This is a genomic window from Yoonia sp. TsM2_T14_4 (genome assembly GCF_049602355.1).
In the GTDB taxonomy this organism is placed as follows: domain Bacteria; phylum Pseudomonadota; class Alphaproteobacteria; order Rhodobacterales; family Rhodobacteraceae; genus Yoonia; species Yoonia vestfoldensis_A.
Window position 1 is genome coordinate 2,217,472 of sequence record NZ_CP187137.1, and the last position, 14,934, is coordinate 2,232,405.

Consider the following 14,934-nt stretch of genomic DNA (forward strand, 5'->3'; position numbering starts at 1 on the left):
CACCCCGACACCCACAACAGCGGCGGGGCTAGCCCCGCCCTACGATATTCAACAAAGGTCCCCAGTCATGAACGACCACTCCCCCAACGATGTCTTCCACGCGTCAAGCTTTTTGCAAGGCCATAACGCGGGTTATGTCGAACAGCTTTATGCGCGCTATGCCGACAATCCGGGGGCGGTCGATGAAAGCTGGCAGGCGTTTTTCCGCAGCCTTGGCGACACTCCCGCCGATGCGCAAGCCGAGGCTGCCGGCCCATCCTGGGCGCGCCGCGACTGGCCGCCGGTGCCCAATGACGACCTGATCGCCGCCTTGGATGGCCAATGGCCAGCAGAACCTGCCGCCGCCGCCGACAAGATCAAGGCGAAAGCCGCTGAAAAAGGCGTGGGCCTGTCCGAAGCACAGGTCCGCAATGCCGTGCTGGACAGCTTGCGCGCGTTGATGATCATCCGCGCCTACCGTATTCGCGGCCACCTGATCGCCGATCTGGACCCGCTGGGCATGCGCGAAACCGTGCCGCACCCGGAACTGGACCCCGCCAATTACGGCTTTACCGCCAAGGACATGGACCGTCCAATTTTCATCGACAACGTGCTGGGGCTCGAGGTCGCCACCATGGCCGAGATCATGGCCATCGTGAAACGCACCTATTGCGGCACATTCGCGCTGCAATACATGCATATTTCCAACCCCGAAGAAGCGGGCTGGCTGAAAGAACGCATCGAAGGCTATGGCAAGGAAATTACCTTTACCCAGAACGGGCGCAAGGCAATCCTGAACAGCCTTGTGCAGGCGGAAGGTTTTGAAAAATTCCTGCATGTCAAATACATGGGGACCAAGCGGTTCGGCCTTGATGGCGGCGAAAGCCTGATCCCTGCGATGGAACAGATCATCAAGCGCGGCGGCCAGCTGGGGCTGGAAGATATCGTGATCGGCATGCCGCACCGGGGCCGTTTGTCGGTGCTGGCGAACGTGATGCAGAAACCTTACCGCGCGATTTTCAACGAATTTCAGGGCGGCTCGTTCAAGCCAGAGGATGTCGATGGGTCGGGTGATGTGAAATACCACCTTGGCGCCTCCAACGACCGTAGCTTTGACGACAACACCGTCCATTTGTCGCTGACCGCCAACCCCAGCCACCTCGAGGCGGTGAACCCCGTCGTTCTGGGCAAGGTCCGCGCCAAGCAGGACCAAAAGAACGATACCGACAAGACCAAGGTCATGGCGATCCTGCTGCATGGTGATGCGGCCTTCGCGGGCCAAGGCGTCGTCGCCGAAGGCTTCGGTCTGTCGGGTCTGCGCGGGCATCGCACTGGTGGTACGATGCATATCGTGGTCAATAACCAGATCGGTTTCACAACCGCCCCGCATTTCAGCCGGTCCAGCCCCTATCCCACCGATATCGCGCTGATGGTCGAAGCCCCGATTTTCCACGTCAACGGCGACGATCCAGAGGCTGTGGTCCATGCCGCACGCGTCGCCACCGAATTCCGCCAGAAATTCCACAAGGATGTGGTGCTGGATATCATCTGCTACCGCCGCTTTGGTCACAACGAAGGCGACGAGCCGATGTTCACCAACCCGGTGATGTACACAAAAATCAAGAAACAAAAGACCACGCTGACGCTGTACACAGAACGGCTGGTCAAGGACGGCCTGATCCCCGAAGGCGAAATCGAGGATATGAAAGCCGCGTTTCAGGCCCATCTGAACGAGGAATTCGAGGCTGGCAAAAACTATAAACCCAACAAGGCCGACTGGCTGGACGGGCGCTGGTCGCATCTCGACCGGATGAAGGAAAAGAAATACCAGCGTGGCAAGACCGCCATTTCCGATGGTGACTTTGCGGCAATCGGCAAGGCGCTGACCACGGTGCCGGATAATTTCCCGACGCATAAGACCATCGACCGTTTGCGCGAAGCAAAGGTGCAGATGTTCGAAAGCGGCACCGGCATCGACTGGGCCACGGGCGAGGCGTTGGCGTTCGGCTCTCTCGTGCTTGAAGGGTTTCCCGTACGCCTGTCCGGTCAGGACAGCACGCGCGGCACGTTCAGCCAGCGGCATTCGGCCTTTATCAACCAGGAAAACGAAGACCGCTATTACCCGCTGAACAATATCCGCGAAGGTCAGGCCCGCTACGAGGTCATCGATTCGATGCTGTCGGAATATGCGGTTTTGGGGTTCGAATACGGCTATTCGCTGGCCGAACCCAATGCGCTGACCCTGTGGGAGGCACAGTTCGGCGATTTCGCCAATGGTGCGCAGATCATGTTCGATCAGTTCATCTCCTCGGGCGAAAGCAAATGGTTGCGGATGTCCGGCCTCGTCTGCCTGCTGCCGCATGGGTACGAAGGCCAAGGGCCGGAACATTCCAGCGCGCGTCTGGAACGGTTCCTGACCATGTGTGGCGGTGACAACTGGATCGTGGCCAATTGCACCACGCCGGCCAATTATTTCCACCTGCTGCGCCGCCAGCTGCACCGCACCTATCGCAAGCCGCTGATCCTGATGACGCCGAAATCCTTGCTGCGCCACAAACTGGCCGTGTCCAAGAAAGAGGAATTCACGACAGGGTCCAGCTTCCACCGCGTGCTGTGGGATGATGCGCAATACGGCAATTCCGAAATCAAGCTGGTGGATGACGACAAGATCAAGCGCGTGGTCATGTGTTCGGGCAAGGTCTATTATGACCTGCTGGAAGAACGCGATGCACGCGGGATCGACGATGTCTATATCCTGCGGTTCGAACAATTCTATCCCTTCCCGGCGCAATCCGCGATGAAGGAGCTGGAACGGTTCCAGAACGCGGAAATGGTCTGGTGTCAGGAAGAACCGAAAAATCAGGGCGCATGGGCCTTTATGGAACCCAACCTTGAATGGGTACTGACCCGGATCAAAGCGCGACATGCACGCCCCACCTATGCCGGACGCGCCGCCGCGGCGAGCCCTGCCACCGGCCTCGCAAGCAAGCATAAAGCAGAACAAGCAGCGCTGGTTGACGATGCGCTGACCATCAAAGGAACAAAGAAATGAGCACCGAAGTCCGCGTCCCCACGCTTGGTGAATCCGTGACCGAGGCCACTGTCGCCACATGGTTCAAGAAACCCGGCGATGCCGTCGCCGTCGACGAAATGCTGTGCGAACTGGAAACCGACAAGGTCACGGTCGAAGTGCCAAGCCCCGTCGCCGGCACCCTGTCCGAAATCGTTGCCGCCGAAGGTGAAACCGTTGGCGTCGATGCGCTGCTGGCGCAGATCGCCGAAGGTGCCTCTGCCCCCGTGAAAGAGGCACCAAAAGCAGCCCCAGCGCCCGATGCTGCCGCGACCCAGACCAATGCCGCCCCGGAAGAGACGAAACCGCGTGATCCCGAAGATGCCCCATCGGCCAAGAAACTGATGGCCGACAGCGGCATTTCCGATGTCACCGGCACCGGCAAGGATGGCCGCGTGATGAAAGAGGATGTGCTGAAGGCGCTGACCGCGAAATCCGACGCCCCTGCCCCTGCCTCCGCCCCCCGCGCGCCAGTGGCGGCCAGCGACGAGGCCCGCGAAGAGCGCGTCAAGATGACCCGCCTGCGCCAGACCATCGCCAAGCGCCTGAAAGACAGCCAGAACACCGCCGCCATGCTGACCACCTATAACGAGGTCGACATGACCGAGGTGATGGCACTGCGCGACGCCTACAAGGACCTGTTCTTCAAGAAACACGGCGTCAAGCTGGGCTTTATGTCGTTCTTTACCAAGGCCTGCATCCACGCCTTGCACGAAGTCCCCGAAGTGAACGCCGAAATAGACGGCACTGACGTGGTCTATAAAAACTACGTCCATATGGGGATCGCCGCTGGCACGCCCACGGGTCTTGTGGTGCCGGTGATCCGCGATGCCGACCAGATGAGCTTTGCCGATATCGAAAAGGCGATTGCCGCGATGGGTGCCAAAGCCCGCGACGGCAAATTGTCGATGGCAGAAATGCAGGGCGGCACCTTCACCATTTCCAACGGTGGTGTCTACGGCTCGCTCATGTCCTCGCCGATCCTGAACCCCCCGCAATCGGGTATTCTGGGCATGCACAAGATCCAGGACCGCCCGATGGCGATCAACGGGCAGGTCGTGATCCGGCCGATGATGTATCTGGCTTTGTCCTATGACCACCGGATCGTGGACGGCAAAGGCGCCGTGACCTTCCTTGTGCGCGTGAAAGAAGCCCTGGAAGACCCGCGCCGCTTGTTGATGGATTTGTAACCGGCACTCGCACCCCGTAGGGTGCGCATATTTGCGCACCTTGAAAGGCCAACACAATGACCCCCGAACTGACCGTCCTTGCCCTTGCGGGCCTGTTGCAAGGGCTGCAATTCGTGCTGATGTCGGTGCCTGCGAACCTTGAACTTGGCATGGGCAAAACCGCGGGGCCGCGTGATCCCGACCGCCTTGGCAAGCCGCTGATCGAACAGGTCAGCCCCGCGACAGGCCGCCTGTTTCGGGCGCTGAATAACCATTTTGAAGGTTTGATCCTGTTCACACTGGCGGTGGTCGTGGTGACGCTGGGCGACAAGGCGACGGGTCTGTCGGCGGTCTGCGCCTGGACCTATCTTGGCGCGCGGGTGCTTTATATCCCCGCTTATTATGTCGGCCTAACGCCTTGGCGTTCGGTGATCTGGATGGTGGGCTTTGGCGCCACCATGCTGATGATCGTCTCGGCCCTGATCTGAATCTGAAGGAGTTTCCATGTCCAGCTATGATGTCATCTTTATCGGGTCCGGCCCCGGCGGCTATGTCGGCGCGATCCGTGCGGCGCAACTGGGCCTCAAGGTCGCTTGTGTCGAAGGGCGCGCCACATTGGGCGGCACCTGCCTGAACGTCGGCTGCATCCCGTCCAAGGCGCTGCTGCACGCGACCCATATGCTGCACGAGGCAGAACATAATTTCGCTGGCATGGGGCTAAAGGGCAAGGCACCGACGGTCGACTGGACACAGATGCTGACCTACAAGTCGGAAACCATCGCCCAGAACACCGGTGGCATCGAATTTCTGTTCAAAAAGAACAAGGTCGACTGGATCAAGGGCTGGGCCACCATCCCCGCAGCGGGCAAGGTCAAGGTCGGTGATGAAACGCATGACGCCAAGCATATCGTCATCGCCACCGGGTCACAGGCCGCCAGCCTGCCGGGTGTCGAGGTTGACGAAAAGATCGTCGTCACATCGACCGGCGCGCTGGAACTGGGCAAGATCCCCAAGACGATGGTCGTGATCGGTGCCGGTGTCATCGGGCTGGAGCTGGGGTCGGTCTTTGCCCGGCTTGGCGCGGATGTGAACGTCATCGAATATCTGGATGCGATCACCCCCGGCATGGATGCCGAGGTTGCGCGCCAGTTCCAGAAAGTACTGACCAAACAGGGGCTGAAATTCACCCTTGGCGCGGCCGTACAGGGTGTGACGGTCAAGGGAGCCAAGGCAACAGTGTCCTACAAGCTGCGCAAGGATGACAGCACCCATGAAATGACCGCCGACACCGTGCTGGTGGCAACTGGCCGCAAGCCATACACCGACGGGCTGGGGCTGGCCGATCTGGGCGTCGAGATGACCGAGCGTGGCCAGATCAAGACCAACGGCAGCTTTGCGACCAATGTGGCGGGCATCTATGCCATCGGTGACACGATCACCGGCCCGATGCTGGCCCACAAGGCCGAAGACGAAGGCATGGCTGTCGCCGAAATCCTTGCAGGCCAGCACGGCCATGTGAATTACGGCGTGATCCCCGGCGTGATCTATACCCACCCCGAGGTCGCCAATGTCGGCGAAACCGAAGAATCGCTGAAAGCAGCAGGGCGCGCCTATAAGGTCGGCAAATTCCCCTTTATGGGCAATGCGCGGGCCAAGGCGAACCATGCCGCTGACGGTTTCGTCAAAATCCTTGCCGACAAGGAAACCGACCGGATTTTGGGTGCGCATATCATCGGCCCGATGGCGGGCGATCTGATCCACGAAATCTGCGTCGCAATGGAATTTGGCGCCGCAGCCGAAGACCTTGCGCGCACCTGCCATGCCCACCCGACCTATTCCGAGGCTGTGCGCGAGGCCGCGCTGGCTTGTGGCGACGGGGCAATACACGCCTGATCTGCGCGATGCGGCGGTGATCCATCGGATTATCGCCGCACCCTGCGCGGCAGCAATAACCCGTTGCTGGACCTGGTCGACCATATCTGCGCCACAATCTATCATTAACCATGATTTCAGTGTGTGGCGTTAGTCTGCGGTAAAAGATGAAGCGGGTGGTCCTTGCGGGTTTGGTGTCGATTGGACGGGCTGTGCCTGCACTCACACCACCGCGTCGGTTGACCACCACAATCCGCAACACGTCTTGCGTATTTTCTTCCCTAGAACCGCTGTCGGCCTGACGATGATCAGGCGCATCGCATCGTTCCTCGGGTTCGATCCGGAAAAGCCATTGCGCAAGAAGGCAGCGGCCCGCGTGCTATCGGCGATGTGTCATGTCGGCAAATGCGACGGCATTATTGCCGCAGCCGAGGTCGCGCTGATCAGTGACACGATCCAGCGGCTGACGGGGCGCAGCTTTGCGCCAACCGAAATCATGCAGATGGCCGATCAAACCCGACCAAACTTGGAACCGCAGGATTACATCGCCTTCGGAACGGGCCTGCGCGCCGACGAAAAAGCTGTGATGATCCACGGCGTGCTGTCGATCGCGATTTCAAGCGGGCGGATCTTTCCGGCCGAATACGTTTTTGTGACGACGCTCGCGCATGGCCTTGGCATGCATGGCACAGATTTCCGCCGCATGCTCGGACTGGCCATCGCGGATATGAACGCGCGCGGTGCCTAGCCTTTGAGCATCCGCAAGCCCTGCGTCACATCGGTGCGGATCGCCAGGCGCAGCCCCGGTTCATCCCCGGCCTTTAGCGCGCTCAGGATCAGTTTATGATGATAGGGCGGCTCCTTGCGGTTCAACCGCCCGTAAAGCGCGCGCATCGTCGGCCCCAACTGCAACCAGACCGTTTCGGTCATGGCCAGCATCGCGGGGGCCTGCGCACGCAGATACAACATCCGGTGAAATTCAAGGTTCATGCGGATATAGCCCGTCGCATCCTGCCGCGCGACCATCTGGCTGACACCCTGATTGATCGCCTCCAGCCGGTCGATCAGCGCGAAATGCGCGCGCGGCAAAGCGCGCGATGCCAGCTCCGGTTCCAGCATAGCGCGCAGCGTCGCCAGTTCCTCGATCCGTTCGTTGGTCAGCGCAGGCGTGGACACGCGGCCCGATGAGGACAAAAACAAGGCCCCTTCCGCGACCAGCCTGCGGACAGCCTCGCGCGCGGGGGTCATCGACACGCCATAGCTCTTGCCGATGCCGCGCAGGGTCAGCGCCGCACCGGGTGCCAATTCGCCATGCATGATCTGGGTACGCAAGGCGCGGTAAACGCGTTCATGCGCAGAGGTGGTTGAATCGACAGGGCGGGGTTGGATCAGCATGGCAGATATGTGATCACAAAACGCGCGCCCGTCAATCGTCGAACCGCAGGCGGTGCAGGCTTTCGCCATGATCGCGCAGCCATTGCCGGTGGGTCGCGTAATCGGGGCAAAGCTGCGTCACGACAGCCCAGAACGCGGGCGCATGGTTCATCTCGCGCAGATGCGCGACTTCATGGGCGGCAACATAATCCAGCACCGCCGGCGGGGCCATGATCAGCCGCCAGGAATACATCAGCACGCCCTTGCTGGAACACGACCCCCAGCGCGACCGCGTGTCCCGGATTGCCAGCTTGTCATAGCCAACCCCCAGTGCAGCGGCATGCCGGTCAGACGCCGCAGCCAGCGCATCGCGCGCCATCGCCCGCAGTCGCGCACGGATCGGCCCTGCAGCCGCACGACTGGGCGGTACCTCGATCCGATCGTCAAGCACCCGCAAACGCGGCCCCGCCACCACGGGCAAGGCCCTGCCCTGCACCGGCACCATGGATCCGATCTTCACAGATTCTGCCGGACCAAGGCGGCCCAGATGGCCGCGCAGCCAATCTTCCTTGTCGCGCAGGAAAGCAAGCCCCTCGCGATCAGGCAGGCCTGACGGCATTGTCAGCGTCACGCGCCCGTCCAGCCGCGACACCCGCAACGATAACCGTCGCGCCTGTGCCGATTTGCGCAATGTCACATCAATCGGGGGGTTGCCATGCAACGTGTGACGGCCCATATCCAGCTTTCTGTAAATGCCTGCGCCAAAGCCTTTGACACCTGTCAATGCTTATGGCAGTTGGCAGCGATCCCCCGCAAGGGGCGACCAAGTTTTTGAAGGGATAGCCTATGCCTAAGGAAGAATGGGGCACAAAGCGCCTTTGCCCCGAAACCGGCAAACGCTTTTACGACCTGAACGCGACACCGATCATCAGCCCCTACACGGGCAAAGAGGTCACAATCGACACATCCAAGACCCGCACCATGGTCGCGGATGCCGAAGACCTGCAGTCCAAGAAGTCGCGCGACGTGGATGACGAAGACGATCTGATCCTCGACGACGAGGAAGAAGACGATGTTGATCTGGGCGATGATGTTCTGGAAGACGACGACGACGAAGACACCGTGTCTTTCGACGATCTGGGTGATGTCGCGGCCAAGCCCGACGACGATTAAAAGCTGATCACCGGGCGCGATTTGCACTTGATCTCGCCCGGTCTGCTGCATAGACAGCAACACGCAACGCAGGTTGCAATTGGGGCCATAGCTCAGATGGGAGAGCGCTTGCATGGCATGCAAGAGGTCAGGGGTTCGATTCCCCTTGGCTCCACCACTTTCCAAAACAGACTATGTTTTGAACAGGGGCAGACGGCGTCCTGCGCCCGCCCCCACCTTCCGAGCCTAAATATCCCCGCCGGAGGCATCCGGCCTTTTTGGCGCCGCGCTTACAACAACCCGTTCGGCAGCGGCTGTTCAGCTGCCGTATTGATCCGCCGGAACCACAGCGTCAGCGCGGCCGAACTCATCACGATAAACAATGAATACAGCACCGGAACGGCCATGACCGCCTGTGCCTCGCTGCCGCTGAAGGTGAAGGCGATGATCGCAATGGCCAGCGGGCCGTTCTGGATACCGGTCTCCAGCGCCACGGTGCGCGCATTGCGCGGATGCAGCCGCAACAGCTTGGCAAAGCCATAGCCGATGCCAAAGCCGAACAGCCCCAGCATGATCGACGCGAAATAGGTGCCCCATGTCGTGGCCAGCAGAAATTCCCAATTGCGCGGAATCCACGACACGATCAGGAACAGGATAAAGAACAGCGCCAGCAGCGACCCGAAAAATTCGGTCACGGCGCCCACATTGGCGCTGACCTTGCGCAAGATCATCCCGATCGCGACCGGCACCAGCAACAAGACCAGCGTCACGACGATATTCTCGCGCGGGATATCCAGATCAAGCGCGCCGGCATAGACCAGCAGCACGACGGGAATCAGGATCACCCCGAACACTGTCGATGTCACTGTCATCAGGACCGACAGCGCCAGATTACCCTTGGAAAAATAGGTAAAGATATTCGACGTGGTCCCGCCCGGCATACAGGCCATGATCAGGATACCAATCTTGATCGTGTCCGACACCGGCAGCGTCGTGGCCAACGCGAAACCGATCAGCGGCATGAAACCGAATTGCGCCACCACACCGACCCCCAACCCATAAGGCCGCTTGAGCGCCAGCGCAAAATCGCGCGGGGTCAGCGACGCGCCCATCCCCAACATGATCACGAAAATCATCAGCGCCAAAATGGCCTGTTCGAGTGGTCCAACCATCTTACATCTTCCCTTTCAACGACATCCGCATCACGCGGCCTGCGCCTGTTCCTGCGCGCGTAGATCCTTGCGCAGGATTTTTCCGACGTTGGATTTCGGCAATTCATCGCGGAATTCCACGAATTTCGGTACTTTATAGCCGGTCAGATGCTCTTTGCAGTAGGCGCGCAAATCGTCTTTGCTCAGACCCTCGTTGCGGGCTACGACATAGGCTTTCACCGCCTCGCCCGCCGCCCCGTCCGGCACACCGATCACGGCGACCTCGATGACATCGGGGTGGGCGGCGATGATATCCTCGATCTCGTTGGGATAGACGTTAAAACCGGACACAAGGATCATGTCCTTCTTGCGGTCCACGATGCGGAAATAGCCGTCGGCGTCCATTGTCCCGATATCGCCGGTCAAAAGCCAGCCATTCTGGATTGTCTTGGCCGTCTCTTCGGGTTTGCGCCAATAGCCCAGCATGATCTGCGGCCCCTTGGCGATGACTTCGCCGGGCTGGCCCTGTGGCACATCCACCCCGTCGTCATCGACGCAGCGGACATCCGTGGACGGGATCGGGACACCGATGCTGCCATGCCGGACCTGCCCAAAGGGGTTGAATGTCAGCACGGGTGAGGATTCGGTCAGCCCGTAGCCTTCGAGCACGGGTTTGCCCGTCACCTGTTCCCACCGTTCGGCCACCGATGTCTGCAAGGCCATCCCCCCCGCCGAGGCGAATTTGAGATGTTTGGGCGGCGTGTCCAGAAACCAGACTTCATTGTTCAGCCCGTTGAACAGGGTATTCACCCCACTCATCCAAGTGATCTTGTAATTCTCGAAGGCGCGTTTGAGGTTGGACAAAGGGCGCGGGTTCGGGATCAGGATGTTGCGCGCACCGATGGAGTAAAATCCCAGAAAATTCACCGTAAATGCAAAGATATGATAGAGCGGAAGGGCAGTCAGGGCCACTTCCTTGCCTTTTTCCAGGTTGGTGATCAGCGACATGGTCTGCGCCATGTTCATCAGGATATTGGCATGTGACAGCATCGCGCCCTTGGACACGCCGGTCGTGCCACCAGTATATTGCAGGCAGGCGACATCATCGGGGCTGATCGTGCTGCGGTAAGCCTCGATCGCATTGTGCAGGCTGTCATGCTTGGCACGTCCCGCCGCAACGGCATCGGGCAGGCGGATATGTGGGATGCTGATCGGCAGGACCGATTTATCCCAATGTTTCTGCACCATCCCGACGATCATCTTGGGCAGGCGCGGCAGGTATTCGGCCACGCGGGTGACGATCACATGCTTGACAGGATAGGTTTTCACCGCCTCGGCCAGCTTGTCGGCGAACATGTCCACCACGATGACTGCGGCGGGTTCGGCATCGATGAACTGCTTGGCCATTTCATCCGCGGTATAGAGCGGGTTGACGTTGACCAGCACGCAGCCCGCCTTGAACACCGCCATCGCCGCCACCGGATAGGACAGGCAATTTGGCACCTGCACCGCCACCCGGTCGCCCGCCTGCAATCCCGCAATATCGCGCAGATAGACAGCCAAAGCGTCGGACATTTCATCGGCCTGCCGGAATGTCAGCGTGCCGTTCATCCCGTTCGGCAACACCGTGGTGAAGGCTGGCAGGTCGCCATAGACAGCCGCGATCGAGGTAATGAAATCACCAAGGCTGCGGTAGGGCATATCATCAATACTGCTTGGAACGGACGGGCCGTAAAAGGCCGTCCACGGACGGTCGTTTGCCAAAGTGCTTCCTCCCAAAAGCGTTTCACCGAACGTAGCCGGATTGATGGCTTTGTGAAGCCAGAGTTTACAAGCGGACGTTACGTCGCGACAGACGCGACCTCTGGCATCAGGGCATCCGCTGTCTGGCGCACGACATCACCGACCTGCTGAAATTGCGCGGCCATCGGATTGGTTTTGCGCCAGATCATGCCCACCGTGCGCGCCGGTTGCGGGTCTGCAAAGCGGCTGATGCTGACGGGGGCAGACCGGGTTTCGACCGCGACGGCCATCTGCGGGATCAGCGTGACACCAATGCCCGCACCCACCATCTGCACCAGCGTGGACAGTGAACTGCCGTCCAGACCGTCGCGGGCCATCGCCGATTGCAGGTTGCAGAAAGACAGCGCCTGATCGCGGAAACAATGGCCTTCTTCCAGCAGCAACAGCCGCAGGTGGCGCAAGTCCGACGCCTGCGGCACTGGCGCGGCGCCATCCTTTTCGGACCTGACCAATAGCAGCTTTTCATCGAACAGGGCCAATTCCGCCAGCCCCGGTTCGGCAACCGGAAGTGCGACAATCGCGGTATCAATCTGCCCGTCGTGCAATTCCTCGATCAGGCGTTGGGTCACGGTTTCGCGCACATGCACGTCCAGATCGGGAAAGCTGCGCCCCAGCGCACCGATCAGGCCCGGCAAAAGATAGGGGGCGATGGTCGGGATCACCCCGATCCGCAACCGTCCCGCCAGCCCCGATTGCGCGGCGCGCGCCATATCGCCCAGTTCATCCACCGCTTGCAAAATGTCGCGCACGCGCTGCGCCCAATTTTCGCCAAAGGCGGTCAACCGCACCTGCCGCGCGCCGCGTTCGAACAGGGGCGTGCCAAGCGCGCCCTCAAGCTCTTTGATCTGCACCGACAGGGCGGGTTGCGAAATGGCGCAGGCATCCGCCGCACGGCCAAAATGGCCGTGGCGGGCCAAAGCCTCGAAATAGCGCAGTTGTTTGAGCGTGATATTCATAACTTTAAGTTATCGAAACTATTATAAATTGCAACTTAAACAAATGACAATCTTATGTTAGAAGGATTCTAAGCGCGCTTGCCGGCCAAACGGCAGCGCCGCAATCACGCATAGCCACAACACGATCGGAGAGAGAATCATGGACGGAAATGATGTTGGAAAATGCCCTGTCATGCACGGGGTCGGCCTGAACACCACCACTGGTACACGCGGTAACCGCGATTGGTGGCCAAACCAGCTGAACCTGCGCATCCTGCACCAGAACGCCCCCGCGCTTGACCCGATGGGCGAAGATTTCAACTATGCCGAAGAATTCAAGAAGCTGGACCTGCAGGCGCTGAAACAAGACCTGACCGCGCTGATGACTGACAGCCAGGATTGGTGGCCTGCCGATTACGGCCATTACGGCCCGTTCTTCGTGCGCATGGCATGGCACAGTGCAGGCACCTACCGCACCGCTGATGGACGCGGCGGGTCGCGGTCTGGCACGCAGCGTTTCGCGCCGCTGAACAGCTGGCCTGACAATGGCAATCTGGACAAGGCGCGCCGGTTGCTTTGGCCGCTCAAGCAGAAATATGGCAACCAGATTTCCTGGGCCGATCTGATGATCCTTGCCGGCAACGTGGCGATGGAATCGATGGGGTTCGAAACCTTTGGCTTTGGCGGCGGTCGCGCCGACATTTGGGAACCCGAAGAAGACATCTATTGGGGCACCGAAGACACATGGCTCGGCGATAACCGCTACAGGGGCGAGCGCGAGCTGGAAAACCCGCTGGCCGCCGTGCAGATGGGCCTGATCTACGTCAACCCCGAAGGCCCCAACGCCAACCCTGACCCGCTGGCATCGGCCCATGACATCCGCGAAACATTCGCACGGATGGCAATGAACGACGAAGAAACAGTCGCCTTGGTCGCCGGTGGCCACACATTCGGCAAATCGCATGGTGCGGGTGACGCAGCTCTTGTCGGCCCCGAGCCCGAAGGCGCGCCGATCCACCAGATGGGTTTTGGCTGGAAGAACGGTTTTGGCACAGGCAAGGGCGTGCATACCACGACCAGCGGCATCGAAGGTGCCTGGACCGCAACGCCGACCACTTGGGACATGAGCTATTTTGACACCCTGCTCGGCAATGATTGGGAACTGACGAAAAGCCCCGCTGGCGCGCATCAATGGCGCCCTGCAAATGGCGCGATGTCGGATGCGGTGCTAGATGCCCATGACCCCGCACGCCGCCATGCGCCAATGATGACCACTGCCGATCTGGCACTGAAACTCGACCCTGCTTATGCGAAGGTTTCCAAGCATTACCACGAAAACCCAGAGATTTTCGCCGATGCCTATGCCCGTGCGTGGTTCAAACTGACCCACCGCGACATGGGGCCAAAGGCGCTGTATCTTGGCAACGAAGTCCCCGCCGAAGACCTGATCTGGCAGGACCCGATCCCCGCCGTCGATCACGACCTGATCTCCTCCGCCGATGTGACCGCGCTCAAGGCGCAGATCATGGCGACGGGTCTGTCGGTGCAGGAACTGGTGCGCACAGCTTGGGCGTCGGCCTCGACCTTCCGCGGGTCGGACAACCGGGGCGGTGCCAATGGCGCACGCATCCGTCTGGCCCCGCAAAAGGACTGGACCGTCAACGCGCCTGCTGAACTGGCTAAGGTGTTGGCAGCACTCGAAGGCGTGCAAAGCGCGTTCAACGCAGCCCAGAGCGGCAACAAGCGCGTGTCGCTGGCCGATCTGATCGTGCTGGGTGGCTCTGCCGCAATCGAAGCTGCGGCAAAGGCCGGTGGCCATGACGTGTCTGTGCCTTTCACGCCGGGCCGGACCGATGCGACAGCCGAACAGACCGATGCCGAAAGCTTTGAAGTGATGGAACCGATTGCCGATGGTTTCCGCAACTATCTCAAGCCTGGCCTGTCGGTTGCTGCCGAAAAGCTGCTGGTGGATCGTGCGCAACTTCTGGGTCTGTCGGCACCGGAAATGACCGCGCTGGTCGGTGGCTTGCGTGTTCTGGGTGCAAACTATGGCAACACCAGCCACGGTGTGCTGACCGACAAGCCCGGCACGCTGAGCAACGACTTTTTCGTCAACCTGACCGATATCGCCAATGACTGGACCCCGGTCGCCGGTGACGAAAATGCGTTCGAAGGCCGTGATCGTGCGACCGGTGCAGTGAAATGGACCGGCACGCGCGTCGATCTGGTGTTCGGTTCCAACTCGCAGCTGCGCGCCATCGCCGAAGTGTATGCCCAGAACGATCAGGCGGATCGTTTCGTCGGGCGCTTCGTGCAGGCATGGACCAAGGTCATGGAACTGGACCGTTTCGATCTGAAATAAGCCAGGCAGGGCGCAGCCGGTTCATCGGCTGCGCCCCTTTTTCGCGGCCATTGCACGGCAAGGGGGC

General features: G+C 60.3%; 12 protein-coding genes and 1 tRNA gene. 8 read left to right on the forward strand and 5 right to left on the reverse strand.

Going from position 1 to position 14,934, the window contains the following annotated elements:
* Window positions 1-67 precede the first annotated feature (67 nt).
* From ACPF9B_RS10970 to ACPF9B_RS10990, 5 genes are all read left to right on the forward strand, one after another.
* Complete coding sequence (locus ACPF9B_RS10970) at window positions 68-3,031, forward strand: 2-oxoglutarate dehydrogenase E1 component (RefSeq protein ID WP_424177370.1); 2,964 nt, start codon at window positions 68-70, stop codon at window positions 3,029-3,031.
* The gene (gene odhB, locus ACPF9B_RS10975; RefSeq protein WP_424177372.1) at window positions 3,028-4,239 is read left to right on the forward strand and encodes a 2-oxoglutarate dehydrogenase complex dihydrolipoyllysine-residue succinyltransferase; all 1,212 of its coding nucleotides are present in this window, start codon (window positions 3,028-3,030) and stop codon (window positions 4,237-4,239) included. The genes ACPF9B_RS10970 and odhB overlap by 4 nt, the downstream gene beginning before the upstream one ends.
* A 56-nt stretch (window positions 4,240-4,295) precedes the next feature.
* On the forward strand, window positions 4,296-4,706 hold the full coding sequence (locus tag ACPF9B_RS10980; RefSeq protein ID WP_424177374.1) for an MAPEG family protein: 411 nt from the start codon (window positions 4,296-4,298) through the stop codon (window positions 4,704-4,706).
* Window positions 4,707-4,722: 16 nt separating this feature from the next.
* On the forward strand, window positions 4,723-6,111 hold the full coding sequence (gene lpdA / locus ACPF9B_RS10985) for a dihydrolipoyl dehydrogenase (protein ID WP_424177376.1): 1,389 nt from the start codon (window positions 4,723-4,725) through the stop codon (window positions 6,109-6,111).
* Window positions 6,112-6,394: 283 nt separating this feature from the next.
* Window positions 6,395-6,838, forward strand: coding sequence for a TerB family tellurite resistance protein (locus ACPF9B_RS10990; protein WP_424177378.1), 444 nt, complete (start codon window positions 6,395-6,397; stop codon window positions 6,836-6,838).
* Here ACPF9B_RS10990 and ACPF9B_RS10995 read toward each other — a convergent pair.
* Together ACPF9B_RS10995 and ACPF9B_RS11000 are read right to left on the reverse strand one after the other, a co-directional pair.
* On the reverse strand, window positions 6,835-7,485 hold the full coding sequence (locus ACPF9B_RS10995) for a GntR family transcriptional regulator (protein ID WP_040483328.1): 651 nt from the start codon (window positions 7,483-7,485) through the stop codon (window positions 6,835-6,837). The genes ACPF9B_RS10990 and ACPF9B_RS10995 overlap by 4 nt on opposite strands.
* Window positions 7,486-7,516: 31 nt before the next feature.
* On the reverse strand, window positions 7,517-8,200 hold the full coding sequence (locus ACPF9B_RS11000; protein ID WP_424177380.1) for a M48 family metallopeptidase: 684 nt from the start codon (window positions 8,198-8,200) through the stop codon (window positions 7,517-7,519).
* Window positions 8,201-8,310: 110 nt separating this feature from the next.
* On the opposite strand from ACPF9B_RS11000, the gene ACPF9B_RS11005 reads away from it, so the two are divergent.
* Window positions 8,311-8,637 carry a TIGR02300 family protein gene (locus ACPF9B_RS11005; protein ID WP_007206836.1) on the forward strand — a complete coding sequence of 109 codons (327 nt, stop codon included), beginning with the start codon at window positions 8,311-8,313 and terminating at the stop codon, window positions 8,635-8,637.
* An 81-nt stretch (window positions 8,638-8,718) separates the two neighbouring features.
* Window positions 8,719-8,794: transfer RNA gene (locus ACPF9B_RS11010), tRNA-Ala, on the forward strand.
* 112 nt (window positions 8,795-8,906) lie between these two features.
* Here ACPF9B_RS11010 and ACPF9B_RS11015 read toward each other — a convergent pair.
* The 3 genes from ACPF9B_RS11015 to ACPF9B_RS11025 all read right to left on the reverse strand — a co-directional run bounded on the left by ACPF9B_RS11015 (window position 8,907) and on the right by ACPF9B_RS11025 (window position 12,526).
* Window positions 8,907-9,788 carry a bile acid:sodium symporter family protein gene (locus ACPF9B_RS11015; protein ID WP_424177383.1) on the reverse strand — a complete coding sequence of 294 codons (882 nt, stop codon included), beginning with the start codon at window positions 9,786-9,788 and terminating at the stop codon, window positions 8,907-8,909.
* A 30-nt stretch (window positions 9,789-9,818) separates the two neighbouring features.
* Complete coding sequence (locus ACPF9B_RS11020; protein WP_424180413.1) at window positions 9,819-11,468, reverse strand: AMP-binding protein; 1,650 nt, start codon at window positions 11,466-11,468, stop codon at window positions 9,819-9,821.
* A gap of 140 nt (window positions 11,469-11,608) precedes the next feature.
* Complete coding sequence (locus tag ACPF9B_RS11025; protein WP_007206833.1) at window positions 11,609-12,526, reverse strand: LysR substrate-binding domain-containing protein; 918 nt, start codon at window positions 12,524-12,526, stop codon at window positions 11,609-11,611.
* 139 nt (window positions 12,527-12,665) lie between these two features.
* On the opposite strand from ACPF9B_RS11025, the gene katG reads away from it, so the two are divergent.
* Complete coding sequence (katG, locus tag ACPF9B_RS11030) at window positions 12,666-14,867, forward strand: catalase/peroxidase HPI (RefSeq protein ID WP_424177385.1); 2,202 nt, start codon at window positions 12,666-12,668, stop codon at window positions 14,865-14,867.
* The last annotated feature ends 67 nt before the right edge of the window (window positions 14,868-14,934 follow it).

What these genes read in the sequence shown, in the direction of transcription:
- ACPF9B_RS10970 (WP_424177370.1), top strand. Translation starts at nt 68, where the DNA reads ATGAACGACCACTCCCCCAACGATGTCTTCCACGCGTCAAGCTTTTTG.
- odhB (WP_424177372.1), top strand. Translation starts at nt 3,028, where the DNA reads ATGAGCACCGAAGTCCGCGTCCCCACGCTTGGTGAATCCGTGACCGAG.
- ACPF9B_RS10980 (WP_424177374.1), top strand. Translation starts at nt 4,296, where the DNA reads ATGACCCCCGAACTGACCGTCCTTGCCCTTGCGGGCCTGTTGCAAGGG.
- lpdA (WP_424177376.1), top strand. Translation starts at nt 4,723, where the DNA reads ATGTCCAGCTATGATGTCATCTTTATCGGGTCCGGCCCCGGCGGCTAT.
- ACPF9B_RS10990 (WP_424177378.1), top strand. Translation starts at nt 6,395, where the DNA reads ATGATCAGGCGCATCGCATCGTTCCTCGGGTTCGATCCGGAAAAGCCA.
- ACPF9B_RS10995 (WP_040483328.1), bottom strand. Translation starts at nt 7,485, where the DNA reads ATGCTGATCCAACCCCGCCCTGTCGATTCAACCACCTCTGCGCATGAA.
- ACPF9B_RS11000 (WP_424177380.1), bottom strand. Translation starts at nt 8,200, where the DNA reads ATGGGCCGTCACACGTTGCATGGCAACCCCCCGATTGATGTGACATTG.
- ACPF9B_RS11005 (WP_007206836.1), top strand. Translation starts at nt 8,311, where the DNA reads ATGCCTAAGGAAGAATGGGGCACAAAGCGCCTTTGCCCCGAAACCGGC.
- ACPF9B_RS11015 (WP_424177383.1), bottom strand. Translation starts at nt 9,788, where the DNA reads ATGGTTGGACCACTCGAACAGGCCATTTTGGCGCTGATGATTTTCGTG.
- ACPF9B_RS11020 (WP_424180413.1), bottom strand. Translation starts at nt 11,468, where the DNA reads ATGCCCTACCGCAGCCTTGGTGATTTCATTACCTCGATCGCGGCTGTC.
- ACPF9B_RS11025 (WP_007206833.1), bottom strand. Translation starts at nt 12,526, where the DNA reads ATGAATATCACGCTCAAACAACTGCGCTATTTCGAGGCTTTGGCCCGC.
- katG (WP_424177385.1), top strand. Translation starts at nt 12,666, where the DNA reads ATGGACGGAAATGATGTTGGAAAATGCCCTGTCATGCACGGGGTCGGC.